26 protein-coding genes are annotated in these 25,504 nt (G+C 59.1%); 11 read left to right on the top strand and 15 right to left on the bottom strand.

The features are described from left to right. Positions 1–282: 282 nt before the first annotated feature. Genes QP971_RS08810 through QP971_RS08800 form a run of 3 tightly spaced genes read right to left on the bottom strand, consistent with a single transcriptional unit; the run spans position 283 to position 2,425 of the window. Positions 283–1,254: a beta-carotene 15,15'-monooxygenase gene (locus QP971_RS08810; protein WP_284811353.1), complete on the bottom strand. Its 972-nt coding sequence runs from the start codon at positions 1,252–1,254 to the stop codon at positions 283–285. Further along, on the bottom strand, positions 1,251–2,054 hold the full coding sequence (locus tag QP971_RS08805) for an AAA family ATPase (protein ID WP_284811355.1): 804 nt from the start codon (positions 2,052–2,054) through the stop codon (positions 1,251–1,253). Before QP971_RS08805 ends, QP971_RS08810 begins: the two co-directional genes overlap by 4 nt. After that, positions 2,051–2,425 (bottom strand): GntR family transcriptional regulator, encoded by a 375-nt coding sequence (locus tag QP971_RS08800; protein WP_239279027.1) that lies wholly within the window; start codon positions 2,423–2,425, stop codon positions 2,051–2,053. Before QP971_RS08800 ends, QP971_RS08805 begins: the two co-directional genes overlap by 4 nt. Positions 2,426–2,628: 203 nt before the next feature. On the opposite strand from QP971_RS08800, the gene QP971_RS08795 reads away from it, so the two are divergent. Then, on the top strand, positions 2,629–3,726 hold the full coding sequence (locus tag QP971_RS08795; RefSeq protein WP_269953947.1) for an NYN domain-containing protein: 1,098 nt from the start codon (positions 2,629–2,631) through the stop codon (positions 3,724–3,726). On the opposite strand, the gene QP971_RS08790 is transcribed toward QP971_RS08795, so the two are convergent. Both QP971_RS08790 and trxA read right to left on the bottom strand, forming a co-directional pair. After that, on the bottom strand, positions 3,723–4,460 hold the full coding sequence (locus QP971_RS08790) for a PspA/IM30 family protein (protein WP_005325958.1): 738 nt from the start codon (positions 4,458–4,460) through the stop codon (positions 3,723–3,725). The two genes, QP971_RS08795 and QP971_RS08790, sit on opposite strands and share 4 nt — an antisense overlap. Before the next feature lie 83 nt (positions 4,461–4,543). After that, a complete protein-coding gene (gene trxA, locus QP971_RS08785) occupies positions 4,544–5,074 on the bottom strand; it encodes a thioredoxin (protein ID WP_349010346.1) in 531 nt (176 codons plus the stop codon). On the opposite strand from trxA, the gene QP971_RS08780 reads away from it, so the two are divergent. From QP971_RS08780 to QP971_RS08765, 4 genes are read left to right on the top strand one after another with little or no spacing between them, the layout of a single operon-like run. Continuing rightward, a complete protein-coding gene (locus QP971_RS08780; protein ID WP_005325954.1) occupies positions 5,030–5,230 on the top strand; it encodes a heavy-metal-associated domain-containing protein in 201 nt (66 codons plus the stop codon). The genes trxA and QP971_RS08780 overlap by 45 nt on opposite strands. A gap of 8 nt (positions 5,231–5,238) precedes the next feature. Then, complete coding sequence (locus QP971_RS08775) at positions 5,239–7,392, top strand: heavy metal translocating P-type ATPase (RefSeq protein ID WP_284811357.1); 2,154 nt, start codon at positions 5,239–5,241, stop codon at positions 7,390–7,392. Positions 7,393–7,401: 9 nt separating this feature from the next. Continuing rightward, on the top strand, positions 7,402–8,703 hold the full coding sequence (locus QP971_RS08770; protein WP_269953949.1) for an MFS transporter: 1,302 nt from the start codon (positions 7,402–7,404) through the stop codon (positions 8,701–8,703). Positions 8,704–8,731: 28 nt separating this feature from the next. Continuing rightward, positions 8,732–9,196, top strand: coding sequence for a VanZ family protein (locus QP971_RS08765; RefSeq protein ID WP_284811412.1), 465 nt, complete (start codon positions 8,732–8,734; stop codon positions 9,194–9,196). Position 9,197: 1 nt separating this feature from the next. On the opposite strand, the gene dnaB is transcribed toward QP971_RS08765, so the two are convergent. The 8 genes from dnaB to QP971_RS08725 all read right to left on the bottom strand — a co-directional run bounded on the left by dnaB (position 9,198) and on the right by QP971_RS08725 (position 16,896). After that, complete coding sequence (dnaB, locus tag QP971_RS08760; protein ID WP_005325950.1) at positions 9,198–10,628, bottom strand: replicative DNA helicase; 1,431 nt, start codon at positions 10,626–10,628, stop codon at positions 9,198–9,200. Between the two features lie 467 nt (positions 10,629–11,095). Further along, a complete protein-coding gene (rplI, locus tag QP971_RS08755; RefSeq protein WP_005325949.1) occupies positions 11,096–11,548 on the bottom strand; it encodes a 50S ribosomal protein L9 in 453 nt (150 codons plus the stop codon). A gap of 48 nt (positions 11,549–11,596) precedes the next feature. Further along, positions 11,597–12,142 carry a single-stranded DNA-binding protein gene (locus QP971_RS08750; protein WP_005325943.1) on the bottom strand — a complete coding sequence of 182 codons (546 nt, stop codon included), beginning with the start codon at positions 12,140–12,142 and terminating at the stop codon, positions 11,597–11,599. Positions 12,143–12,191: 49 nt separating this feature from the next. Continuing rightward, positions 12,192–12,482, bottom strand: a complete 291-nt coding sequence (rpsF, locus tag QP971_RS08745) for a 30S ribosomal protein S6 (protein WP_005326996.1) — start codon at positions 12,480–12,482, stop codon at positions 12,192–12,194. 122 nt (positions 12,483–12,604) lie between these two features. Next, positions 12,605–12,793 carry a hypothetical protein gene (locus tag QP971_RS08740; RefSeq protein WP_284811359.1) on the bottom strand — a complete coding sequence of 63 codons (189 nt, stop codon included), beginning with the start codon at positions 12,791–12,793 and terminating at the stop codon, positions 12,605–12,607. Next, on the bottom strand, positions 12,790–14,187 hold the full coding sequence (locus tag QP971_RS08735) for a glycosyltransferase family 87 protein (RefSeq protein ID WP_284811362.1): 1,398 nt from the start codon (positions 14,185–14,187) through the stop codon (positions 12,790–12,792). The genes QP971_RS08740 and QP971_RS08735 overlap by 4 nt, the downstream gene beginning before the upstream one ends. Before the next feature lie 6 nt (positions 14,188–14,193). After that, positions 14,194–16,443 (bottom strand): transglycosylase domain-containing protein, encoded by a 2,250-nt coding sequence (locus tag QP971_RS08730; protein ID WP_204610730.1) that lies wholly within the window; start codon positions 16,441–16,443, stop codon positions 14,194–14,196. Positions 16,444–16,518: 75 nt separating this feature from the next. After that, on the bottom strand, positions 16,519–16,896 hold the full coding sequence (locus QP971_RS08725; RefSeq protein WP_034667960.1) for a DUF5318 family protein: 378 nt from the start codon (positions 16,894–16,896) through the stop codon (positions 16,519–16,521). A gap of 117 nt (positions 16,897–17,013) precedes the next feature. Here QP971_RS08725 and QP971_RS08720 point away from each other — a divergent pair, with 117 nt between their 5' ends. The 6 genes from QP971_RS08720 to QP971_RS08695 all read left to right on the top strand — a co-directional run bounded on the left by QP971_RS08720 (position 17,014) and on the right by QP971_RS08695 (position 22,827). Then, positions 17,014–18,102, top strand: a complete 1,089-nt coding sequence (locus tag QP971_RS08720) for an inositol-3-phosphate synthase (RefSeq protein ID WP_269953952.1) — start codon at positions 17,014–17,016, stop codon at positions 18,100–18,102. A gap of 54 nt (positions 18,103–18,156) precedes the next feature. Beyond that, a complete protein-coding gene (locus QP971_RS08715; RefSeq protein ID WP_005326985.1) occupies positions 18,157–18,657 on the top strand; it encodes a MarR family winged helix-turn-helix transcriptional regulator in 501 nt (166 codons plus the stop codon). Positions 18,658–18,743: 86 nt separating this feature from the next. Continuing rightward, positions 18,744–19,715: a universal stress protein gene (locus QP971_RS08710; protein WP_284811364.1), complete on the top strand. Its 972-nt coding sequence runs from the start codon at positions 18,744–18,746 to the stop codon at positions 19,713–19,715. A gap of 9 nt (positions 19,716–19,724) precedes the next feature. Then, a complete protein-coding gene (locus tag QP971_RS08705; protein ID WP_284811365.1) occupies positions 19,725–20,207 on the top strand; it encodes a hypothetical protein in 483 nt (160 codons plus the stop codon). A gap of 17 nt (positions 20,208–20,224) precedes the next feature. Continuing rightward, positions 20,225–22,084: a chorismate-binding protein gene (locus QP971_RS08700; RefSeq protein WP_284811367.1), complete on the top strand. Its 1,860-nt coding sequence runs from the start codon at positions 20,225–20,227 to the stop codon at positions 22,082–22,084. After that, positions 22,081–22,827: an aminotransferase class IV gene (locus QP971_RS08695; protein WP_284811369.1), complete on the top strand. Its 747-nt coding sequence runs from the start codon at positions 22,081–22,083 to the stop codon at positions 22,825–22,827. Before QP971_RS08700 ends, QP971_RS08695 begins: the two co-directional genes overlap by 4 nt. Here QP971_RS08695 and trhO read toward each other — a convergent pair. Both trhO and QP971_RS08685 read right to left on the bottom strand, forming a co-directional pair. After that, on the bottom strand, positions 22,824–23,759 hold the full coding sequence (trhO, locus tag QP971_RS08690) for an oxygen-dependent tRNA uridine(34) hydroxylase TrhO (RefSeq protein WP_005326978.1): 936 nt from the start codon (positions 23,757–23,759) through the stop codon (positions 22,824–22,826). The two genes, QP971_RS08695 and trhO, sit on opposite strands and share 4 nt — an antisense overlap. A 191-nt stretch (positions 23,760–23,950) precedes the next feature. Further along, positions 23,951–25,447, bottom strand: a complete 1,497-nt coding sequence (locus QP971_RS08685; RefSeq protein ID WP_239274357.1) for a DUF1846 domain-containing protein — start codon at positions 25,445–25,447, stop codon at positions 23,951–23,953. Between the last annotated feature and the right edge of the window lie 57 nt (positions 25,448–25,504).

Raw genomic sequence — 25,504 nt, 5'->3', positions numbered from 1 at the left:
CAAACCAATCAACACACAACCATGCACACAAAAAATAAAAAGTACATTGGCACACTATTGAGTTCTCAAACATCATCACCACACAACAACCACACACACTTTGGCATGTAGCTCGTTGTGAGCAAAAAGAATTTTGTTTTGTCAGGGCCTGTTTTCCTATCGCCGCTTCAGCCAGTAACTTTCTAGTTCCTGTGGGGCGCTGTCGGTCGCGCTGACTCGTATTAAGTTACACAGCGACTTAAACAAACACAAATCCCCAGGCCAACCCTTCTTTTGAGCGGTTTAATTTATGCCCATCCAAGCGCTCATTCCCCCTCGGTGCGCGTTCGCTCGGCGAATGTAGGCGGGGAACGTCAATGCCCAGGCCGCATAGAAGGCCACCGCCAAGAAAAGCTGGACAACCGCGGGAACCGCCACCTGAGTACACAGTAGGGCCATCCCGGCGATGAGGACCGCATAGAAGGCGAATAGGTACCAATTCTTCTTTCCCAGAAATTCCAGACTGGCCACTACTGGGGCGCAGGTGGCGCTAGGCAGCGCGACGGCCGCAACGAGTTCACCGTCTTTCCCTAGTACTGCGCTGAAGGTTAAGGCGACGACGACAGGGATCAGTCCGAGCACTGCAGTGTGGCGGGCCCAGACGGTACGGCTACCACCAAGCACCGTGTATCCACGAAGGGATACCCGCAAGCTGTGCAAAGCCGCAGCGAGCGCTACCGCTGTCAGTGCCCAGCATAAACTTCCTAGGAAGCCTAGGACTGGGATTTGATCCTCATACCTGTAGAGAGCAAGACCGATCGCAGGAGCCAAACACGCTGCGCCCCACGCCTTGACCTGGGGGCGATAGATTGCTTGCCCGGCCAAGGTACGAGGGAACCATCCAAATCCGTTTGAGGGTTGGGAACCGGTCGTGGTGTACCCGACCCGTTTAGGAGTAGCCCTGCGGTACATGGCCCACGCCGCTGCGACGGCATAAATGGGCAATGCCCACCACAACTGCACGGTGAGGGCACCGATAGCTGACGCTAATGTACACAGGACAACGAGAATGCGGCGATGCTCATTCCAGATTTTCGAGCCTAGGCCCACCAACTGATACTTCTTAAAGTCTGGTGTCAGGGAAAGTATTAGTGACAAGGAAAAGATCACCGGGAGCACGTTCCACGTTCCCTGCGCCATGACGGGCATGAGGAGCAAAGCGAAAAGGAAAAAGGTCCAGCTCCACCAATCGCCTAGGTACCACAGGAGTTTCATGCTTTCTCCTCCAATGCCATAACCGCACGTTCCAAGGAAACTTCATTGATCCGCAGGCCATGGGCCTGGGCCGTGCGGAAGATAGGCTCGGTGGCGGCAGAGCGGGCGTCGGCAAGCAGGCGATCTCCTACAAGCGTGGTTTCTCTACTCAGCACTGGGAGATCGAGCTCTTCGACCGCTGCGTTGAGAGCCTCCGATGGGCCCGTGAGCTCAAGAATTCCCTCGATGAAGTCATCAATGGGGCCTGAAATTGGGCTGTCCCCCATCAAAGCGACGGTATCGAGAAGACCCGCTACCTCATTGAGGTGATGGGTGGAGATGACGATGGTACGGCCGTGTTCCTCACGAAGGACCTGATAGAAAAGCTCGCGGCGCTGTGTGTCGAGGCCGAGATAGGGCTCATCAAGAAGCATGACTTCACAGCCAGAAGCAACGGCGAAGATGAAGCCCACCGCAGACTTTTGCCCGCGGGACAGGGCAGAGTAGGCCTTGGCCGGCACGTCAAAGCGAACCAGCAGCTCATTGAAGCGCTCCTCATCCCAACGCGGCCAGCGCGCCTTACCAATGACGCCCAGCTTTCCGATGCCCAAGGAATCCGGCAGTGGGTTATCAATCCCCATCAAAATAACCCGGTTAAGGACCGATTGCTTGTCAAAGGGCTCTTCCCCGAAGACCGTAATACCGCCAGATTGGATTTGGCCAGCGATTTTGCGCAGTAGCGTGGTTTTGCCAATGCCGTTGGGGCCAACTAAGCCGTGTGTGAGGCCGTCGGCAAAACTGAAGTCTCGTGTCTTAATCATGAGTACATTCCTCGACTTTCTGCGACGCGATCAAATAGGTCATGGAGTTGGGCGCGGTTGTAGCCAAGGCGAACGGCTTCATCAACCAGCGGTGCCATGTATTCCGCCGCAAAGTCCGCTCTCCGCCGCTCGCGAATTTTCGCTAAGGCACCGTCTGCGACAAACATGCCGATGCCACGGCGCTTATCCAGCACCCCGATATCCACCAGGAGGCTGATGCCCTTGCGGGCCGTGGCCGGGTTGATGTTGTGAAAATCAGCAAGCTCATTAGTGGAAGGGGCCCTATCCCCCTCACCCAAGGTTCCGTCCACGATGGCGTCCTCCACCAAGGAAGCAATCTGGCGGAAGAGTGGTTGCGTGGAATTATCCATTGACCCTCGGTTCGTTGGTTAGTTACTTGTGTAACCAACCATATCGGCAACACCCCACCCCTGCAATACTTCCAAAGAGAAAACTTTTTTGCCGCCGCTGCGCTGGGATTTTGTCCAAGGTTATCGACGTTTTGTGACTAATGGGGCACACTGGAAACCACAAAGATTTTTATTTAGAACAATTAGAACGGAACTTAGGAGCCATGCTTGAACGCACACTCGTCTTTGTCGATACCTCATACTTGCTCGCTAGCTTTTATAACTCGTGGGAAACGGGTGCCCGCGCACAACTAGAGATTGATCTGCCCGAGGTGGTCAGCACTATGGGCGGGATGATCGAGAACCAACTTGGGACCCCCATCCAACGCCAATACTGGTATGACGGCATTCCCGACACCGGCCCGCACCGCTACCAGCGTGCCTTGCGCACCTGCGAAGGCGTGCAACTGCGCACCGGTCAGCTCATCGAATGGGGCGAGCGCCGCACCCAAAAGGCCGTAGATACCCGCCTCGTGGCAGACATGGTCATCGCCGCCATGAAGGGCCAATTCACTGACTTTGTGCTCGTCAGTGGCGATGCGGACATGATTCCCGGCGCTCAAGCGGCCGTGGATAACGGCATCCGTGTCCATCTTTATGGGTTTGGCTGGGACTCCATGTCCTCCGCACTGCGCCATGCCTGCGATTCCACCACCATCTTGGACCCTCGCGAGGACTTCGCAGACGCTATGGAATTGCAGGTCCTAGAAGGCCCGCTTCCTCCAGTGGTGCGCGAAAATGCGCATAAAGATGGCGAGGAAATGCCCGAACCGGATGAATGCGGCGAGCCCTCAGAGGTGGAGGCAGCCTTCGGCGCCACAGAAAAACCCACCCCGGCCCCGACGCCCAAGCCGGCTCCGCCCAAGGTGGATGCTGCAGAGGATTCCCCCGCCGAGGAGGACTCTCCCGCGGAGAAGCCGGCACCCAAGCCATCCATGATGGCACCGCGCCGCAAGCTGCGCTCCAAGTATGTGCCGCTGCCGGAGGAAGTATGGAGCTCGGCTGGGTTCCAATCCCCCTTTGATGTGGGCCAGCAATACGCCTCGTGGTGGTTCGATAACGCTGCTAGCACCGAGCAGCGCGATCAGGCACACCTACTTTCAGGCGGCGGGCTTCCCCCGGAGATCGACCGCCCGCTGTTGCAGTTTGCCTGCGAAACCCTGCACGAATACACCCTGACCGAAACCCAGCGCGTGAACCTGCGCGATGGATTCCACTCAGGTATTCGTGGGGTTCTGATTAACGTTCGCCGGCAGAATTAATCCCCGGATTCGAGCTCTTTCTTCTTTTTAAGATCCGCCCGGATGGCATCGAGGCGCGCAGTCGCCTTCATGTCATTGCCGGCGGCTTGGATCTCATTAATGCGATCGCCGCCGGTGGCGTGCTGCAATTCTTGGGCGCCAAGGGCATCGGCGTAGCGCTTTTCAATCTTGGCACGCACGGAATCAAGAGTAGGTACGGAATCGTCCGGGTTGAGCTGATTCATGGAATCAATAGCCTGGGCGTTCTTTTCTTGCATAGCCGCCTGGTCCGCCTGAGCCTCCAGCTGGCTAACCTGCGCTAGTTGTTCCTTCAAGCGCGCTTCAGACTGCTGCTGCTGGCTCTTGGCCTGCGCGGCAGCCTGCTCTGCGGCTGCGTACTGCTGCTTAACGTCTTCCAGCTCCTGCTCCACTGCAACCAGCTGGGAAGCAACAACTTCGGCAGCCTGATTGTACTCGGAGGCCTTTTGCGGGTCCTCTGCAGAGTCCGCCAGCTCCAACGCACGCTGGGTTTGAGACTGGTAATCCTGCTGAGACTTAACCAGGCGGTTCATCTGCATCTCCAGCTGGGACTTATGACCGATGATTTCTGCAGCGTGATCAGAAATCTGCTGGTGCTGCTCCTTCGCAGCCTGGACGGCCTGCTGGATCTGCACCTTGGGGTCAGCGTTCTCATCAATCTTCTGATCGAAGGAACTCATCATGTACTTCCAGCCCTTGCTGAAGGGATTAGCCATTATCTTCTCCTTTGGTCATAAAAAAGACGCTTTCTAGCGAGTTTAGCGATACTCACCAGAAAGCGCCGAGGAAGTTGGTGGGTTTAACCCTGCGCATTCTGCTCTTCTACTTGGCGGCGAACCTCTTCCATGTCGAGGTCCTTCACCTGCTTCAACAGGTCCTCCAAGGCCGCGGGAGGCAGAGCTCCAGCTTCACGGAAGACAAGGATGCCATCGCGGAAGATCATCAACGTAGGAATGGACTGAATCTCCAGCGCGGATGCCAAGCCCTGATTCGCTTCAGTGTCGAGCTTGGCAAAGGTGGCATCCGTGTGCTCTTCGGAGGCCTTTTCAAAAACCGGCGCAAAGCGCTTGCAAGGGCCGCACCAATCGGCCCACGCATCTACAAGCGTGATGCCCTCGCCGGTGACGGTTTCTTCAAAGTTTTCTTCGGTGACATCGATAGTAGCCATGATCGTTCTAACTCCTTTGCGGATTGCTTTATTCCCCAACGTACATGAAATATCCTTGTCATATACCCCTAGGGGGTATAGAATGAGCCCAGAAACCAACTCTAAGAAAGGATCATTATGAGCACCAAGAACTACACCGTAGAGGGCATGACCTGCGGACATTGCGAAATGTCAGTAAAGGAAGAAGTCGGCGAGATTTCCGGCGTTAGTGAAGTCACTGCTGACCACACCACCGGCGCCGTTACGGTTACCGGAACCGATTTCACCGACGAGCAAGTAGCGGCCGCCGTAGCAGAAGCCGGCTACACACTGAAGTAGGCGAGACTATGTCCCACCTGGACCTTGGCGTCACGGGCATGACGTGCACCTCCTGCTCCTCCCGCGTCGAGCGCAAGCTAAACAAGCTCGACGGAGTAAACGCCAGCGTCAACTTCGCTACCGAAGCGGCGGCCATCGAGTACGACTCCCAGACGGTAAGTCCACAGGAGCTCATTTCGGTGGTAGAGGGTGCGGGTTACGGCGCCTTCGATATGGCAGCGGCAAAGACGGAGGAGCCCCAAGCCGAGAAGAACAGTGACGGGGGATTGCTGCGCCGCACCGTTATCTCCGGTGCTCTATCGCTACCGCTCATGGTGGTATCGATGTGGCCGGCGTTGCAATTTCCCAATTGGCAGTGGGCCTGTGCCATCGTGGCCACCATCGTTTTCGTCTTCGGCGGCGCGCCTTTCCACACTGCTACGTGGACGAACCTCAAGCACGGTTCTTTTACCATGGACACGCTTATCACCATGGGAACCTCAGCGGCCTACTTTTGGTCGCTGTGGGCGCTATTTTTCGGCAACGCGGGCGAACCGGGCATGAAAATGCACATGACGCTAGACGCGAACGCGGCGCAGATGGATCACATATATTTCGAGTCCGTGGGCATGGTCATTACCTTCCTCCTACTCGGTCGGTGGTTCGAGGCACGGGCCAAAGGCCAGTCCTCTGAGGCCCTGCGGGAGCTACTCTCCCTAGGAGCTAAGGAAGCTTCGGTGCTGCGCGAGGGAGGCGAGCAGCGCATTCCAATTGCCCAGTTGCAAGTAGGCGATGTCTTCGTAGTACGCCCGGGCGAAAAGATTGCCACCGATGGCATCGTTGTTGCCGGCAATTCGGCGGTCGACGCCTCCATGATTACCGGCGAGCCCGTGCCCGTTGAGGTCGGCTCCGGCGATGCAGTGACCGGCGCGACCATTAATGCCTCCGGCAAGCTTGAAGTTCGAGCGACCAAGGTGGGCGAGGACACGGTACTGGCCCAAATGGCCCAGCTGGTCACGGATGCACAAACGTCCAAGGCACCAGTACAGCGCCTCGTGGACCGCATTGCGCAAGTCTTCGTCCCCGCGGTCATCGCCGTAGCAGTGCTAACACTCCTCGCCCATCTCCTCTTCGGCGGGGTGGCCCCGGCCTTTATCGCCGCGGTCTCCGTCCTCATTGTGGCCTGCCCCTGCGCTATGGGCTTGGCGACGCCCACAGCGATCCTCGTCGGCACCGGCCGCGGCGCGCAGCTAGGGCTTGTCATTAAAGGCCCGGAGATCCTGGAATCTACGCGGCAAATCGATACCATCGTCATGGATAAGACCGGCACGGTCACGGCCGGAGAGATGTCCGTTACCGCCGTACACGGCGACGTCCTCGACTTAGCCGCAGCCGTGGAACACAACTCCGAGCATCCCATCGCTCGCGCCATAGCCAAAGAGCGCGACGTTAAGCCGGCTACCGACTTCGCAGTAGTTCCGGGTGGCGTGGAAGGAACTGTGGAGGGGGTCCGGGTGGGCGTCGGCAAGCCGCAAGGCCCCTTGGGTGACTTAGAAGCACCGTTCCGCGAGGCACAAGATTCTGGTGCCACGCCGGTGGTTGTCTCCGTGGACGGCCAACCCGCCGGAATCATTGAGGTCCGCGATACTATCAAGCCGAGCTCGGCGGCCGCTGTGGCCCAAATGAAGGAGCTGGGGCTTACCCCTTACCTGCTGACCGGCGACAACGCCGGGGCCGCCCGCGCCGTGGCTGCCGAGGTGGGGATCGAACACGTCAACGCCGAGGTACTACCGGAAGACAAGGTAAACCACATCAAGGAGTTGCAGTCCGCCGGGCACACCGTGGCGATGGTGGGCGATGGCATTAACGACGCCGCCGCACTGGCCCAAGCCGACCTCGGCCTCGCCATGGGCGCGGGTACCGATGTAGCCATCGAAGCCTCCGATATCACCCTCATGAATGGCGATCTGCGTTGCGCCGCTGATGCTATTCGGCTCTCGCGCCGCACGCTGGCAATTATTAAGGGCAACCTGTTCTGGGCCTTCGCCTATAATGTCGTACTCATTCCCGTGGCCGCGCTGGGCTGGCTCAACCCCCTACTGGCCGGCCTTGCCATGGCACTGAGCTCGGTTTTTGTAGTTACCAACTCACTACGCCTGAAAAGTTTTTCTGTTCAGCGATAGTATTATCGCATGCTCAGCCGCACCGAACGTCTCGATCGCCTTCCCGTCACCTCTAAGCACAAGCGCCTACTCCTAGGTTCCGGCCTTGGATGGGCGCTTGATGCCATGGATGTAGGACTAATCTCCTTCATCATGGCCGCCCTAGCCGTTCACTGGGATCTAGATCCTAGCCAGACCTCTTGGTTAGCCTCGGCGGGCTTCCTTGGCATGGCGCTCGGTGCCACCTTTGGCGGATTGCTGGCAGATAAATTCGGCCGCCGCAATGTCTTTTCTCTCACCTTGCTTATCTACGGTTTGGCAACAGGGGCTTCCGCGCTAGCTGGGGGACTTACCGTTCTCATCTTCTTCCGATTCATCGTCGGGCTGGGCCTCGGAGCCGAGCTACCAGTTGCCTCCACGCTCATATCCGAATTTGCGCCTCGACGGGTCCGCGGAAGGATGGTAGTCATTCTCGAGGCATTCTGGGCATTGGGATGGATCCTTGCGGCCATCATCGGCACTTTCGTAGTGAGCACGGGTGAATCCGGATGGCGCTGGGCCCTGGCCCTTGGCATGCTGCCAGCCGCGTATTCAATCTATGTGCGCCGCGGTCTACCAGAATCTGTGCGTTTTCTTGAATCCAAGGGCCGTCATGATGAGGCCGAAGCTATCGTTGCCAGTTTCGAAGCCGCGGCAGAAGATCGGCCGCTGGACGACGCCCTCCCAGACCCCACACCTTCCCCCGCAGCGTCTATCTGGAGTCCGCAGCTAAGAAGGCGGACCGCAGCATTGTGGACCATTTGGTTCTGTGTAAACCTCTCCTACTATGGCGCCTTTATCTGGATTCCCTCTCTGCTAGTAGCCGACGGTTTCTCCCTAGTGAAGTCGTTTAGTTTCACCCTCATCATCACCCTTGCCCAGCTGCCTGGCTACGCGGTGGCAGCTTGGCTCATCGAGCTCTGGGGCAGGCGGGTAACCCTCGCGGTATTCCTGCTCGGCTCGGCAGCAGCGGCCGGCCTATATGGAGCAGCAGCTACGGAAGCATTGATCATCCTGGCTGGTTGTCTGCTCTCCTTCTTCAATCTCGGCGCTTGGGGAGCCCTCTATGCCATCGGTCCGGAGCTGTATCCCACTTCACTGCGAGGGCGTGGTACGGGAGCGGCAGCAGGCTTCGGTAGGCTAGCATCCATTGCAGCGCCACTTATTGTCCCGCCACTGCTTGCTGCGGGTGGGACGGCCTGGTTATTTGTTGTATTCGCCGCAGCGTTTGCCATTGCGGCTGCCGCCGCCTTCAGTCTGCCCGAGCAGAAAGGAATAGCTCTTGCTCAGTAGGCTCTCCCTCGCCGCGTGGACGGCCGTTATGGTCGCATTGACCACGCTCAAGCCTTTCTACCAGATCGGCTATTTGTGGAAGCCGGAAAATCAGCGTGCGCGAGAACTGCGCTGGGTGCCACTGGATGAATTCTCCGGCGGCAGCTGGTTTGGCCCGCTATTTGAGTACGTGGGAAACACAGCCTTCTTTATCCCGTTTGGAATGCTGGTGTTTAGTCTGTGCCGTTCCATTAAAACTACTGCGGCGTGGGGATTTGGCCTGAGCCTAGTGCTGGAGGTGTGCCAGTATGTCTTCGCCTTGGGGCGCACGGATATTGATGATCTTCTCTTCAATACCCTGGGCGCTCTCATCGGCGCGGCGTTCGCCCGCCTCTGCGGCGAACGCCTTTTCCCTGTGTGGCGCTGGCTAGCCCTTGCCGCAGCGGCGGTTTTCTTGGTATTGGTCATACTCGGCCCACGATTGGGGGACCCCAACGCAGTGGTGGACCTGTAATTTATCCGTGCGCCATATTGACGAACTTGGAGTAGTGCAGCTGGTGAGCCACCTGCACGGTATCGATCGGGCCGCCACGGTGCTTAGCTAGGATAATATCCGCCTCGCCGGCGCGCTCATTATCGCGATCCTGGGAATCGGGACGGTAGAGCAGCATGACCATATCGGCGTCCTGCTCCAGCGAGCCAGACTCACGAAGGTCCGCAAGCTGCGGCTTTTTATCCGTACGCGCCTCAGGTCCACGGTTCAGCTGCGAGATCGCGATGAGAGGAACCTCCAGCTCCTTGGCCAGAAGCTTCAGCTGACGGGAAAACTCAGAGACCTCTTGCTGGCGGGACTCTACCTTTTTACCCGAAGACATCAGCTGCAGGTAGTCCAAGACGATGAGATCCAGACCGTGCTGCTGCTTGAGGCGGCGGGCCTTGGACCGAATTTCCATCATCGTGAGGTTCGGTGAGTCATCAATGAAGAGTGGGGCGTCTTGCACTCGGTTGAGGGTCTCATCGATCTTTGCCCAGTCCTCGGTGGACACTCGGCCACCGCGCATATCGGCCAGCTTCACCTCTGATTCCGCCGAGAGCAGGCGCATGACAATCTCAGAAGCTGACATCTCGAGGGAGAAGATCACCGAAGACTTACCGTGCTGCAAGGAGCAGGAGCGCATAAAGTCCATGGCCAGGGTCGATTTACCCACACCAGGGCGAGCAGCAACGATGACCATCTGGCCCGCGTGAAGGCCGTTGGTCAACTTATCGAGGTCGATGAAGCCTGTAGGCACGCCTAGCTCCACGCCGCCGGCTTGCTGCAGGGCAGCGAGCTCATCAATGGTCGGGTCAATAAGGTCTCCCAGGACTCGGTAATCTTCTGCCGTCTTGCGCTGGGCGACGGCGAAAACTTCCTGCTGCGCACGGTCCAGCACGGACTCGATTTCTGCGTCTTCGGTGCCGGAAAATCCGAGCTGTACTACGCGCGTGCCGGCATCCACAAGCTTGCGCAATACTGCCTTTTCCGCGACGATTTCGGCGTAGTAGCGAGCGTTTGCAGCCGTGGGCACCGTGGCCAGCAGCGTGTGGAGATAGGGGGCACCGCCAACGCGCTCGAGGTTATTAAAGCGGTCGAGCTGGGAGGCCAAAATGACGGCGTCGACGTCCTTGCCCTCGGAATATAGATCCAGCATGGCGCGGTAAATCAACGTATGCGCCGGATAGTAGAAATCCTCTGGCTCCAGCTCCTCAATGACTTCCATCACCGTATGGGGACTGAGCAACATTGCGCCCAGAACACCCTGCTCCGCTTCGCGGTCCGCGGGGGGTTGGCGGAATTCGCCATAGCGCTTTGGCTCTTCCTGCTGATAGCGGCGGCGTGGGGCCGGTTCCTCCTCCGGCGGCGGCTCCGGTGGCAGGTGTTCATCATCAAAACTGGCGTTGGTCATGTCTTCCCCCTTGTAGCTATTCGAGCGAGCGAGCGTATCGGAATCTCAGTGTAGTCTAGTGCCCAAACACCACCCCCTGGGCAAAACTTCCACAGTTATCCACAGGGCGCTGTGAAAATTGCAGGTCGCGAGAGCCTTTGCCCATATTTGCCCTGCATAGGCCTGTGGATAACTCCAAAACTCTATGACCTGCACAAATCAAAATCCCAGCTCAGGGCATGTTTTTCTAGGTGTGAAAATAGGCACACCTTGCGTGGATAAGCGGCCTGACCTGCGGGTTAATAAAAAGGCCTCCACGTAAACATAGAGTTAAATTGCCAAAGAGTTATCCACAGAATTCCACAGTTATCCACAGCCGGGTGAAAACGCGCTAAAGGCCCCAAGTTCCTGCCACCTCACATAGCGGGAACTTGAGGCCTAAAGCGTTGCTGTTGTCTTTGGGTCTATATGGACCGTCGTGCGCCTAGTTAGGCAGCAACGACCGAGAAGTTCACCTTGCCGATAACATCAGCGTGCAGCTTCAGCTCGACCTGGTAGTTGCCGGTCTTCTTGACCAGGCCCTTAGGAAGCACAACGATGCGCTTATCCAGCTTGGGGCCACCGGCCTTGGAGACGGCGTTGACAATGTCTTCTGCTTGAACGGAACCGAAGAGCTTACCGGATTCGGAGGTCTTAACCTCTACCTTGACATCCGTCAGCTGCTCGAGCTGGTTGCGGACCTCACGTGCGTGATCCAGGTCGCGAATCTCGCGAGCTTCCTGGGCACGCTTGATGCCCTCAATCTGCTTCTCTGCGCCGCGGGTAGCCACGATGGCCAGGCCGCGAGGAAGCAGGTAGTTACGTCCGTAGCCGTCCTTAACCTCAACAATTTCGCCAGCGGCGCCGAGGTTCTCAACGGCAGCGGTGAGGATCAGCTTCATGATCCCTGCCTTTCAATTGAGTTAGTTGAATAGTTGCGGGTGACAGACTTAGAACGGAGGTTCAGAATCAGCGCCTCCGAAACCACCGGCAGGTGGTGCGGAGTTCCACGGATCCTCAGAAGGAGCCTGGTTCTGCTGCGGCTGCTGTTGCTGGCCGCCTCCAAAACCGCCCTGGTTATTGTTATTCGAACGCTGCTGGCCGCCGCCAAAGTTATTGCCGCCCTCACGCGGATTGCGGTTTACCTGAGCGGTGGCGTAGCGCAGAGACGGACCGACTTCGTCGACGTCAATCTCGAATACGGTGCGGTTATCGCCCTCACGGGTCTGGAAGGAACGCTGCTTCAAGCGGCCGGTAACGATGACGCGCATGCCCTTGGACATGGTCTCGGCAACGTTTTCCGCTGCCTGACGCCATACGTTGCAGGTCAGGAACATAGCTTCGCCGTCTTCCCACTGATTCGTCTGCGAGTTATAGCGACGAGGGGTGGAGGCGACGCGGAAGTTAGCTACTGCCGCACCCGCCGGGGTGAAGCGCAGCTCGGGGTCAGCAACGATGTTGCCTACCACCGTGATATTGGTATCTCCCTGTGCCATGTCTTTACTCCTTATCGGTTACGTGGATTGTGCTTGATCCCAGTATCCGTTACTTGCTGTCGGTGCGCAGAACCTTGGTACGCAGGATGGTGTCGTTCAGGTTCAGACGGCGGTCGAGTTCGGCAACCGAAGTGTGCTCGCACTCCAGGTTGACGACGGCATAAATGCCCTCTTCCTTCTTGTTGATGGGGTATGCAAGACGGCGCTTGCCCCATACATCAAGGTTCTCAACCTTGCCGCCTTCCTGGCGGACGATTTCGAGGAACTTATCCAGGGACGGGGTTACGGTGCGCTCATCCTGATTAGGATCCAGAATGATCATGACTTCGTAGTGACGCACGGACCTCATCACCTCCTATGGTCTAGTAGTTTTCGGCTGCATCACCTTTGCGGATGCAGCAGGAGGGTACGTTGCGTCAAGCAACCCCACTACAGTACCGCAAATGACCGGCGAAAAGAAATCTAACCAGTGGTCGTTGCGGCGAAAAACACAGCTGCCGTCGCCGGAATGATGGTGAGGAAAAGAATGGCCAAAAGCCCCAGCACGATGGGCCCGCGACGCTCCTCCCGATTGTGGAAGAGCCAGAAGGCTGCCATCACGCAGAGGAATCCCAAGAAGATCGATGCCATTCCGATATAGGTAACGATCATGCGAATGCTCCTGCCAAGGGGTCGCGGCCGGCGTGCGCATCGCGCACCTTATCCGTGGTTTTTCCGCACATCTGGCGAATAACGAGGACAGCCATGGCGATAATGAGGGCGTCGCGGGAGATAATCGCAACGTCAAGCAGCTCGTGCGGAATACCTTTATTGTCTGTTCCCAGCATGTGCCACATGAGCAGGGGCCACACCAGGGCATCGACAAGCGCCCAGCTAAAGACCAAGCGCCAGCGTGGCAGGGCTAGAGCCGCAGGTACCACCAGCCACAGCGAATACTGGGGCGACCACACCTTGTTGAACAGTAAGAAGGCTGCCACGATGAGGTAAACCAGCTCTGCCATGCGCGGGGTCCGCGAGCTGCGCAGGCCCAGCACCGCAATCGCCGCGCAGAGAGCCAAAAACGCTACCAAGCTGAAGGTATTGAGAAACTCTGGGCTAAAGCTAATCCCAGTATTGCGGCTAAGCACCGAATAGATGGTGGTCCACTCCGCACCGCGCTCTTGGTTGAGGCGGAAAAATTCGCGCCATGCCTCCGGGTACTTCAGCGCCACCGGCGCGTTGACCACGATCCAGGTCACGGCCGCGGCGAGCAAAGCGTAGAAAAATTGCGGCCAGCGACGATTGCGCACCGCCAAGACCAGGAACGCCCCCAAGAGAAAGAGCGGCCACAGCTTAAAGGAAGTGCCAAGGCCGATGAGAACACCCGCTACGGCAGGGCGCTTGCGCGCAGCGGCCAGGAGCGCACCTACGGCAAAGGCAATGGAGGGGATATCCCAGTTACTGAAGGCGTGGATGATGACAAGGGGGCTGGCGGCGACGAGGATGGTGTCCCAAGTGCGGTTGCCCACCAGCAGGTAGACCATGTAGAGCACGCCTACCCAGATGCACGCCATGACCAAGGCGGTCAGGCCGAAGTACCATCCGGCCTCCGGGATGCCGACCCACTCAACCAGAGAGTACGTATTGCGGGCGATCCATCCCATCAACCCCTGGAATAGGCCTGCGAGGACTGGGTACTCCATATAGCGGGTCAGGTCACCCTCTTGCCAAGAATAGGCATAGGGGAAGCCCCCTTCATCGAGGCCACGGCCGCCGTAGAGCGGGATGATGTCGTTATAGCAAAAAGAGGTGTATTGGCGGTTGCCCGCCCAATTCAGGCTAATGACCCCGTCATCACCGCGGGTGCCGCCGGCGCAATTAGCCTTCGAGAGGAATCCGCACCCCAGGAAAACCCAGCCGACGGCGATTATGGCGCGCAGCGGGGTCCACCACTGGGTGCGGCGTACACCGGCAAAACGGCCCCTTGGCCCGCCGAGGAATTCAATTACCCCGCGGGCCAAGGGTTCTGAGGAGGCGGGAATGCGCTGGTGCGGATTCGCTGTCACTGCTGCCTACCCTAGGAGGTCTGCCAAGTCGCTATCGGGGCCGATGAGGTCATCCAACGACGGCGCCTCTGGCTGGGCCGGTGCCTGGTTGCTATTACCGCTATTGCCACCATTGCCGCTATTGCCATTGCCGCGTTGCGGTTTCGGGGCAGGCTTCGGGCTCTCCGGCTTGTTCTCCGGCTGAGCCGGCTTGGTTTCCTCTTCCGGAGCTGCTTGCTCGGCAGGGGCCTCGTAGTCCTGGGTATCGCCAGCGCCGCTATCCCAGCTCGGGTCATAGGCCGGAGCGGCCGTTCCGGCGCCCATGTTGCCGAATCCCAGCGGATAGGCAGCCGGGAAGTTTTGGAATTCGGAGTTGGCCAGGGAGTTGTCCAGCACGGCCTTCCAAATCTTGGTTGGCGCGCCGGCGCCGTACATGATGCCGCCGTACTGATCGAAGATGGCGGAGGTGTTATCCGCGGTACCTACCCACACGGCGGTAGCCAGCTGCGGGGTGGCACCGACCATCCAGGCATCCTTGTTATTGCCGGTATCGCCCATCTGAGTAGTACCGGTCTTGGAGGCGGAAACACGGCCACCGGCAAGGGCGCCATTAGACCATGCGGCCACCGGCTCCATGGCTTCGATGACGTTATTAGCCACGTTGGACGATACGCGGCGCTCGCCCTCGTCTTCGGGGTGCTCGTACAGCACTTCGCCGGCAGCGTTTTCTACGCGCTGCACAAAGTGCGGGTTATGCCATACGCCCTGGTTGGCCAGGGTGGACATTGCGGTGGCCATATCGAGCGGGCGGGACTGGTACTGGCCCAGAACAATGCCTTCGAATGGCTGCTTGCCGTTTTCCGTCAGCGTCTTTTCAATGCCCGGCAGGGACTTAGCCACGCCAAGGGCGTGCGCCATATCTGCGGTGTCCTGCGTGCCGTTCTTGAGGTCCTCCTGCAGGCGAAGGAAGGAGGTATTCAGGGATTGCTTGGTAGCCTCGCGCAGGTTGCATACGCCGCAGCCGCCGCCCACGTTGGTGACAACATCCGAGCCAGGCAGCTGGTACGGAGCGGACGAGTAATTGGTATCTAGGCTGATGCCCTGCTGCAGGGCGGCCGCAAGGGTCATGATCTTGAAAGTAGAACCGGTCTGCAGCGGGGAGTTGGCGTAGTCCCAACCATTGGAATCGTGGCCGCCAAAGTATCCACGGACCGCACCGGTCTTCGGATCGATGGTCACGGAAGCCGCACGCGCATCCTCTTGCAGCGGAGCCATCTGGTCATCGACTGCCTGAATGGTGTTGTTTTGCACATTCATGTCGATGGTGGTGGTGATGCGCAGGCCGCCGGTGGACACCTCGTTTTCGGTGATGCCTACCTCTTCCAGTTCGCGGATGACCTGATCCTTGATGTGGCCATTAGCGCCTGGGGCTTCGGTGTAGGCAGAGTACTCAGCTGGGTCGCGCGTCTCTGGGAAGACCATGCCATCGCGCTGTTCCTGGGTGAGGTCACCCATGTCCACCAAGCCATCAAGGACGTAGTTCCAGCGGTCCTCGGAGCCCTCCTGGTTCACACGTGGGTCGAGGCCGGACGGGGACTGAATGAGGCCGGCGAGCATGGCGCCTTCCTCCGGAGTGAGGTCCTTGGCGTCCTTATCAAAGTAGGCGTTGGATGCCGCCTGGATGCCGTAGGCATTGCGGCCGAAGTACACGGTGTTGAGGTAGGCGTTGAGAATATCCTCCTTATCCCACTCATTGGTCATCTTCACCGAGTAGATGAGCTCGCGAATCTTGCGCACGTAGGAGTATTCGTTGCCCACCAGCGTGTTTTTCACATACTGCTGGGTAATGGTGGAACCGCCGCCAGCATCTTCATTGCCGGTTACCTTACCCACCACGGCTCGGCCGAGGCCGGTGAAGGAGAAGCCGGAGTTATCCCAAAAGTCACGGTCCTCCGCGGCCAGCACGGAGTCCTGCACGTATTCCGGGATTTCATCCAGCTGCACGTGGGTGCGGTTGCCTTCCGGCGGCACCAAGCGGGCGAGCTGGGTCTGATTATCACCCGCATAGATGGTAGAGACCTGGTTATTGGCCAGGTCTTTCGGCTCCGGAACGGAGTATTGCGAGTATGCGTAGGCAAAAAGTCCTGCGGGCAGTGCTACAAAGACCAGTAGGAACGCCAAAACGACCCACGGCCAGATGCGGCGCTTCTTTGTCGCCTGCTTTTTGCTGGGGCGAGCCACCTTAGTGGACTTGCCGGTAGATTCCTTCTCGGTCACTGATTCGTGTCCTCATTCATCCCTGATCACAAACTAAATAATTGCAGCTTACTGCCTAAGGCGGTGCGCTGGAAACTAACACGCGTTAAATGCAGTAGCAGAACGCAACAAGTGGTTCCACCGGCACTGGCGGCATACCTCCACCTCGTGCACTGTAAACTCCAAGCCCTCGGCTACAAACTCCGCTATTTCTTTCTCACTGCGGGCACTCCCGGCGCGGCGGCCGAGGTTCTCGCCATAGACCCAGCGCGTAAGCCGCAAAGGCTCGCCGCACACGGGGCATTCCTTATCCATGGTGCGCCCGTGGTGCTCAGCTGCGGCGCGCAGCAAAAAGTCAGCATCGCACACGTCCTCCCGCGTGAGCTGCCCGGCGCGAAATTCGCGCAGGTGGTGGGCGCGCTCCCACTCGTGGGAGAGCACATGCTTATAGGCAACGGAATTCACCCGGATCATCCTAATTACCTCTTCTTGATCGATCCACATGGTGTTATGCCACCGTAGGGCATAATTTTCGGCTTACTCTTGCGCAGTCACTGACAGCCACAACTCATGGAGTTAAAGGAGTAGACCGTGTCCGAAAAAGTAAAGGTCGCCATCGTGGGCGTCGGCAACTGCGCCACGTCCCTCATTGAAGGCGTGGAGTTTTATCGCGACGCCGCGGCCGATGCAGATATTCCCGGTTTGATGCACGCCCAGTTTGGCCCGTACCACGTAGGCGATGTGGAATTCGTTGCCGCCTTCGACGTGGATGCAGACAAAGTAGGCAAGGACCTAGCGGAGGCTACGCGCAGCTCCCGCAACTGCACCATTTCCATTACCGACGTCCCTGAGCTGGGCGTTACCGTGCAGCGCGGTCCTACCCTGGACGGCCTCGGCCGGTACTACCAAGAATCCATCGCGGAATCGGAAGCCCCGCTTGCCGACGTCCCCGCCATACTCCGCCAGTCCGGCGCCGACGTCGTAGTCTCCTACCTGCCGGTGGGCTCTGAAGAAGCGGATAAGTTCTACGCCCAGGCGGCCATCGATGCCGGCTGCGCCTTTGTCAATGCCTTGCCGGTCTTTATTGCTTCTGATCCGGTATGGGCGAAGAAGTTCGAAGACGCCGGGCTGCCCATCGTGGGCGATGATATTAAGTCCCAGGTGGGCGCCACCATTACTCACCGCGTCATGGCGAAGCTCTTTGAAGACCGCGGCGTGCGCTTGGAGCGCACCATGCAGCTCAATGTGGGCGGCAATATGGATTTTAAGAATATGCTCGAGCGCGAGCGCCTGGAATCCAAAAAGATCTCCAAGACGCAGGCCGTAACCTCTAACCTGCACAACTCGCCCATCGCCGGCAAGCGGGAGGACCGCAACGTTCACATCGGGCCTTCCGATTACGTGGAATGGCTCGATGATCGCAAATGGGCCTATGTCCGCTTGGAAGGCTCTGCCTTTGGCGAAGTACCTCTGAATTTGGAGTACAAACTGGAGGTCTGGGACTCGCCTAACTCCGCCGGTATCATCATTGATGCGGTGCGTGCCGCCAAGATTGCCCTCGACCGCGGGGTGGCGGGCCCGGTACTGGCCGCCTCGTCCTACTTGATGAAATCCCCGCCGGTACAAAAGGCCGATGACGTGGCACGCGCCGAGTTAGAAGACTTTATTGCCGGAAACTAATTTTTTAACTTCCGAACTACCGCACAGGGAAAACGGGCTATACAATCGTTTTCTATGACGCAGCAACATGAGGAGAAGGGCCCCGCTCAATCCCCGTCTACGTACGAGGATGCCGTCGAGGTCGCGCGTTCCATCCAGCCGTCGCTCAATAAGCTCATTCTTATTTTCCAGCGCACGGCGGAGGGCTCTTCACTGACCACCTCCCAGGTGTCCATCATGAACCAGCTGCGTATGCGCGGACCGTCGCGCGTTTCCACTATCGCGCAGGCAGAGCTTATCCGCATGCCTACCGCCTCCAACGCGCTCTACCAGCTAGAGCGCCGCGGCTACGTGGAACGCCACCGCGATGAAGAGGACCGCCGCGGCGTCTTGGTAGCACTGACGCAACTAGGCGAATCCGAACTAGCCATCGTCTCGCAGCAGCGCGCTTCCGCCCTAGCAGAAATCATGCGGTGGCTCGAGCCGAAGGATTTGGAGACCGCGAACGACGTTGCCACCGTCATCTCCAAGCTCGCTGATGTCTATCGCCCCACAATGAACGGCGAACAGCGCTAGTTTTACCCGCGGTGATTTCATTTTTCTTGGCCTTAACGTGATAATTGAGAAAACGAAAACCGTAATCTCTCACTAGTTCACTCCGTATGGCAACTGATTCTTCCGATGGGCATCTGCCAGCCTTGAACAAGGGCTCGGCCGATAAACCCCTTCGTATCCTCATTTCTTGGAGCCCTTCTTCCTCCGGCACCGAGGCTCTAGATTGTGCCGCGTGGCTTTCCCGTACCGCCACTACCCAGGTACGGGTCATCTCTACCGTGTTCCAGCCGTGGACTACTACCTCCCTCAGCAAGCTGGGCGGAAAATATAAGAAATGGTTTAAAGCACAAAAGGAAGCCTGCGCGGCCGCTACCCATGCCGCCCTCGATGAAGCCGGCGTACCCCGCAGCTGCTGGGATGATAAGCCTTCCCTCTTGGTCGACGGGCCTTCGCGCCCCCAGCTACTGACGGAGATGGCCAAGAAGTTCCAGGCAGACCTCATCATCTTAGGCCCCAACCAGGCGGCGCCGAAGGGCCGTTTCTTTGCTGGTTCTACGGCCGATACCCTGCTGCATTATTCCCCTCAACCATTGGGCTTGGTGCCCCGCAAGGTGAAGCTGTCCAAGCACGGCGTCACCCGCTTCAACTTTGCCATTACTGAACGCAGCCCGCGCGAAGATCATGAGATGCTTGCCGCAGCGGAGCTCGCGAACCGCTGGAACCTGCCGCTGCGCCTGCTTGCCTTCTCGGCAAACGGTCTGCTCAATACGCCGTCCAAGGATAAGCACGATATGGCGCTTAAGCTCACGGCCGAGTGGCTCGAGGATTCCCTCGCAATGCTGGACCGCGCCCGCGATTGCATCCAAGAGCAATTCCCCGAGCTGGATGTCACCTCTGAAATTGGTTCCGGCGCGGGCTGGGGCGGCGCGGTGGATTCGCTCAAGTGGAAGAAAGGCGATCTCATGCTCATGGCCTCCACCCCGCAGGGCCCCATCGCCCGCGTATTCTTGGGATCTACCGCCACGGAGCTGCTGCCGCATATTCGGGTGCCTATCTTGGTCCACCCATCCTGCGGTTAAGATTGGGGCATGAGCCTGCGACCAGAGCATCCCGAAAACGACCTGACCTCCGATGCGGACTATGCCAATCTGCGCCGCCCGGAACCGCAGAGCTTTGATGAGCTGGCCGATGAGCCAGACCCTTTAGCGATTGCCGCTGCTAACCGCCGCTCCACCCGCCAGGCCATCTGGTACATGATCGGCGTTTTGGTTCTCTCCGCGCTTTATGGTTTCGCGGTCGCGCTCGTCACCCGGCTCTCCGGCGGCCCCTTGTGCGAGGACGGCACCGCCGCGTGGCTCTGCACCGACGGGCAGCGCACCTTCTTTAGCCTGACCACCCCGATCATTCCGTTCTTCGGCATGATCGGCTGCGCCATCATCATGGTGCGCAAGCTGCACCGCTATCTGCGGTGGCGCAGTTGGATGGCCATTTTCTGGGTAATGGCCTGCAATTTCATGCTGTGGACTATCACCGATATCCAGCTGTTCCTCATGGACTCGGCCGCCGCGTAGAAACTTTCCGCCTCCCTATGATCCTCCTGCTTGATAATTACGATTCTTATACCTTCAACCTTGCCCACCTCATCGCGGAGGTAGCCGGACGCGAACCACTCGTCATCGCCGCCGGTGAAGCGGAAGGCCTGGCCGAGCGCGTCCATGGGGGCGAATTTTCCCACGTGGTGATCTCTCCTGGCCCGGGCACGCCGGAACGCGAAGAGGATTTCGGTGCTGCCCGGGGCATTATCGCCGCCGCGGCCGCGGCCGAGATTCCGGTGCTGGGCGTATGCCTTGGCCACCAGGGGCTAGGTCTGCTAGCCGGCGCCCAGGTGTCGCCGGCGCCGCAGCCGCGCCACGGTTTCGTCTCCACCATCCGTCACTCGGGCGAAGGTATCTTTGCCGGAATCCCGCAACACTTCGAGGTGGTGCGCTACCACTCCCTGCATATAGAGGAGGCCCCCGGTATCACCGTCCATGCCCGCAGCGAAGACGGCGTCATCCAAGCCCTCAAGGTCGATGGCTTGCCGCACTGGGGCGTGCAATTCCACCCCGAGTCGGTGCTCACGCAATACGGGCGGGATATTATGCGCAATTTCCTCGGCGGTTTCCGCCTGCTCCACCGCGAGGTGCCCGGCGCGGTGGACTGCCCACGGGTCTTTGCCGCCCTGCGCGCCGAGGGCAACGATGCCTTCTTCCTCGACTCCGCGGATCCCCGCGGGCGCTATTCCATCCTCGGCGATACCGCGGGCGCGTTGAGTCGCTCTTTCCGCTACCAGCTTGGCGACGCCCCCGATATCCTCACCCTCCTCGACCGCGAGCTCGCCACCCGCATCATCGATGCACCGGCCCTCCCATTTACCGGCGGGGTCATCGGGTACCTAGGCTACGAATGCGCCCAGCTCACCCTGCCGATTGAACTTAGCCACCGCTCCCCTTACCCAGATGCCTATTTTGTGCGGCCGCAGTCCTTCATCGTCTATGACCACCACGCAGAAATAGCGCACCTGTGCTGCCTTGCCGGCGACGGCGCCGAGCAATTGCTAAACCGCCTGGAAGCCGCCTTGGGTGCGGAGGAACCACGGCCTACGGGGGAGGACAGTGGGGCGTCGCTAAGCGCGGGCTCCTGGCGCAGCCCCGGCTACCTGGAGCGGATTAAACGCGCCCAGGAATTCCTGCACGCCGGCGAGAGCTACGAGGTCTGCCTGACCGATACCTACTCGGCCGCGGCCGAGGGCGATCTCTATCCCCAACTGCGCTCGCACAATCCCGCCCCCTATGCCGCACACCTCGTCTTCGATGGTGTGGAGGTCTGCAGCGCCTCGCCCGAGCGCTTCCTCACCGTGCGCGGTCGTGAGGTAGAGGCCAAGCCGATTAAGGGCACTATCTCGACCGACCAGGATCCCGCGCTGCTGACCACGGACCCGAAGACACGGGCCGAAAATCTCATGATCGTTGACCTACTGCGCAACGATCTCTCCCGGGTATGCGAGCCCGGTACCGTGCGCGTGCCAAAGTTGATGCAGGTAGAAAGCTATGCCACCGTCCATCAGTTGGTCTCCGCCATTACCGGGCAACTGCGCGCCAGTGCCACCGCGGTCGATGCCCTCCGCGCCACCTTTCCTCCCGGATCGATGACGGGCGCGCCGAAGCTGCGCACCTGCGAGATCATTGACCAACTCGAAACGGGACCGCGCGGTGTGTACTCCGGCGTGGTGGGCTACCTGGGGTTTGACGGTCAATCCGATCTCAGCGTGGTTATCCGCACGGCCGTGCGGACGGCCGGTGAGGTCACCATCGGCGCCGGCGGGGCCATCGTCCTGGATTCGGATCCGGCCGCCGAGCTGGAGGAGCGCGACCTCAAGGCCCAATCCGTGTTGGGGGCATGGCAATGAGCACCTACCTCTGGCACGAGGGCAGTTTTATTCCAAGCCAGGCCCACCCCGGACCCTTTGACGTTGCGGATTCTTGGCGGATGCTTGCCGACGCCCACTCCAATGCCCTCCCCCTGCACCTCCAGCGCTTCGAATCAGTGGCCGGCCCACTTCCCGCCGGCTTCGTACCCGCGATGCTGCAGCTTGTGGGTCTCGGCGATCTCTTCCCCCGCATCTCGCTAGCCGGCGGACACCTGCGCCTCGATATTCGCCCCGCACCCCCTGCGCGCAGAACCACCCGGTTGACCTATGTGCAAGCCCCGGACCCGCGCACGCAGCCTTTGGTCAAGGGCCCCGACTTCCCAGCGCTGGCAGGCTTCCGCGCCGAATACCAAGCAGACGGTACCGATGACACCGCCATCGTGGATGCCTCCGGTGCCATGGTGGAGACCACCACCGGCGCGCTCGTCGCTTGGGATGGGGAGACGCTCATCCTCCCCACCGGACTGGCGCTGCCTAGCATCACGCTGCGCCAAGTTGCCCGGCGCGCCTCAGACCTCGGAATTCACACCGAAACGCGCCCCATCACCCCCGAGCTCGCCGCCGAGTGCCCCCTGTGGTTCCTCAACTCGCTCCACGGCATGAGCCCGGTTAGCGAACTACACGCCCCCACCGGTGTCATCCATCCACCGCACAGCCCGCATACCACCGGGTGGCAGCACTGGTGGTGGGGCTGTTTCCGCAGGGAAACGGCGGGCGACTAGCTCTCCTGCTTGGCTAGCTGCGCTGCCACTTCGGCGCAATCCGGCCGACCGCAGTGCTGGGTTTCTACATGCTGGATGCAGTCATCACAGATGAGTACCTGCTGGCGGCAGGTATCTTCATTGATGCAATTGTGGAATGTATTCGTGCCCTTACCGCAGTGCACGCAGTGGCCGAGCTGAATGAAGCCGGGGTCTTGGAGTCCTTGGCCAAACTCATGGTGCATGCGCTTGTCAAAGACATACATGGAGCCTTCCCACAGCCCATCATTGCCGTACTTTTCGCCATAGCGCACGATGCCACCATCAATTTGGTAGACCTCTTTGAAGCCACGGTTCTTCATCAACGAGGACAGGATCTCGCAGCGAATGCCACCGGTGCAGTAGGACACCACCGGCTTATCCTTCATCCAGTCATACTTGCCAGATTCGATTTCCTCGATGAAATCATGCGTGGTTTTCACATCGGGCACGACGGCATTTTTAAACTTGCCAATCTCCGCTTCCATGGCGTTGCGGCCGTCAAAGAAGACGACCTCCTCGCCACGTTCTTCTACCAGCTTATTTACCTCTTCTGGCTTGAGGTGCACGCCGCCGCCAACGACGCCGTTTTCATCCACCTTCAGCTCGCCCGGCGCGCCAAAGGCCACGATTTCATCGCGCACCTTGACCGAAAGCCGCGGGAAGTCATCCGCGCCGCCTTCGGACCACTTGAACTGCATGCGCTTAAAGCCGGGGTATTCCTTGGTCTGGCGGACGTAGCGCTTGCAGGCTTCCATATCGCCGCCAACGGTGCCGTTGATGCCGTGCTCGGAAATGAGGATGCGCCCCTTGAGCCCCAGGGACTCGCACAGGGTGCGCTGCCACAGCATGATTGCGGTGGGATCTTCGATGGGGGTAAAGCAGTAATACAGGAGAACTTTGCCAATAGTCACGCCCCAATCTTAGGCCCGCAACTGTACAGTCCCCAATCGTTAATTCTAACCGTGCGGTCACGGCCTGTAGTGACTAGTCGATTGCCATACTTCTACACTGCAATTCCTCACTATTAACAGTGAGGAGCTCACTTTTGTAAGTGAGGAAGATCAGTGTGAAAGTGAGAGGACGAGCCCTTGCAGTGAGAATTCTAGCGCTTTTGGTACAGCGCCTTCTTGCGGGCAAAGACTGGGTCAGAGGTCACGAGCACGCCAAGGTTGCGGAAGATTCCCTCATCCACAGAACCCAGGATGGTGGTGGTGTGGACGTCGCAACCAGCAAGTTCCTTGATCTGCTCCAGCGCCTTGCGGGCATTGTCATCCTTCGCCGCAGACACGGACAAGGCGATCAGCACCTCGTCGGTGTGCAGGCGTGGATTCTTGGAACCCAGGTGCTTGGTCTTGAGCGTTTGAATCGGCTCGATGGACTCGGGCGACAGCAGGTGGATATCGTCATCGATGCCCGCCAAGTGCTTTAGCGCATTAAGCAGCATAGCTGCAGAACAACCCAGCAATGGCGAGGTGCGGCCGGTGATCATGGTGCCGTCGTGCAGCTGCATAGCAGAGGCAGGCTCGCCGGTTTCTTCCGCACGCTGGCGAGCAGGCGCCACCACAGGGCGGTCCTCAACCTTGATGCCGGCCTTAGCCATGATGACGGCGGCTCGCTCGGACTGCTCGGTGCCCAAGCCGGCACGCGCCTCTTCCACCTGCGCCTTGAAGTAGCGGCGGATAATTTCTTGCTGGGCAGCGGCGCGGCACACGGCGTCATCAGTAATGCAGAAGCCGACCATATTCACGCCCATGTCCGTTGGAGACTGGTACGGGGTGGTGCCGGTGAGCTTTTCCAAAAGCGTGCGCAGCAGCGGGAACGCTTCCACATCGCGGTTGTAATTCACGGTGGATTCGCCGTGGGCGGACAGGTGGAAGTGGTCAATAATATTGGAATCATTGAGGTCTACCGTGGCTGCCTCATAGGCCAGGTTCACGGGGTGTTCCAGGGGGAGATTCCAAATAGGGAAGGTTTCAAACTTGGCGTATCCGGCGTTATTGCCGCGCTGATGCTCGTGGTAGACCTGCGAAAGCGCAGTAGCCAGCTTGCCGGAGCCGGGGCCCGGCGCGGTGACCACGACGAGGTCGCGGGAGGTTTCCGCAAACTCATTGCGGCCAAAACCTTCATCGGACACGATGAGGTCCGTATTGGTGGGGTAACCAGGGATAACACAGTGGCGCGCCACCTTGAGGCCGAGGCGCTCTGCCTTGTCGATGAAGGCTTCGGCTTGGGAGTTGCCTTCCTCCAGCTGGGTCATGACGATGTTTTCTACCAAGAATCCGCGGCTGCGGAATACGTCCACCAGGCGCAGCAGGTCATCTTCATAAAGAATGCCCAGGTCCGCGCGCACCTTCTGGCGGGAGATATCTTTCGCGTTGATGCAGATGAGGATCTCTACGTCCTCTTTGATGCGCTCCAGCATCGCGATTTTATTGTCTGGGGTGAAGCCGGGCAGCACGCGGGAGGCATGCATATCGTCAAAAAGTTTGCCGCCCATCTCTAGGTAGAGTTTGCCGCCGATTTCCTCGCGGCGGGCGTGGATGTGCTTCGACTGCAGCTCGATGTATTTCTCGCGGTCAAAGCCGATTTTTTGCGTCATGATTTGAAAGCCTTCCCCTGAGTTAAATCATTCCGCATTTCGAGTTTACGCTATTGT

The organism is Corynebacterium marquesiae (assembly GCF_030229635.1).
Classification (GTDB): domain Bacteria; phylum Actinomycetota; class Actinomycetes; order Mycobacteriales; family Mycobacteriaceae; genus Corynebacterium; species Corynebacterium marquesiae.
This window is presented reverse-complemented; position numbering and strand designations above follow the sequence as displayed.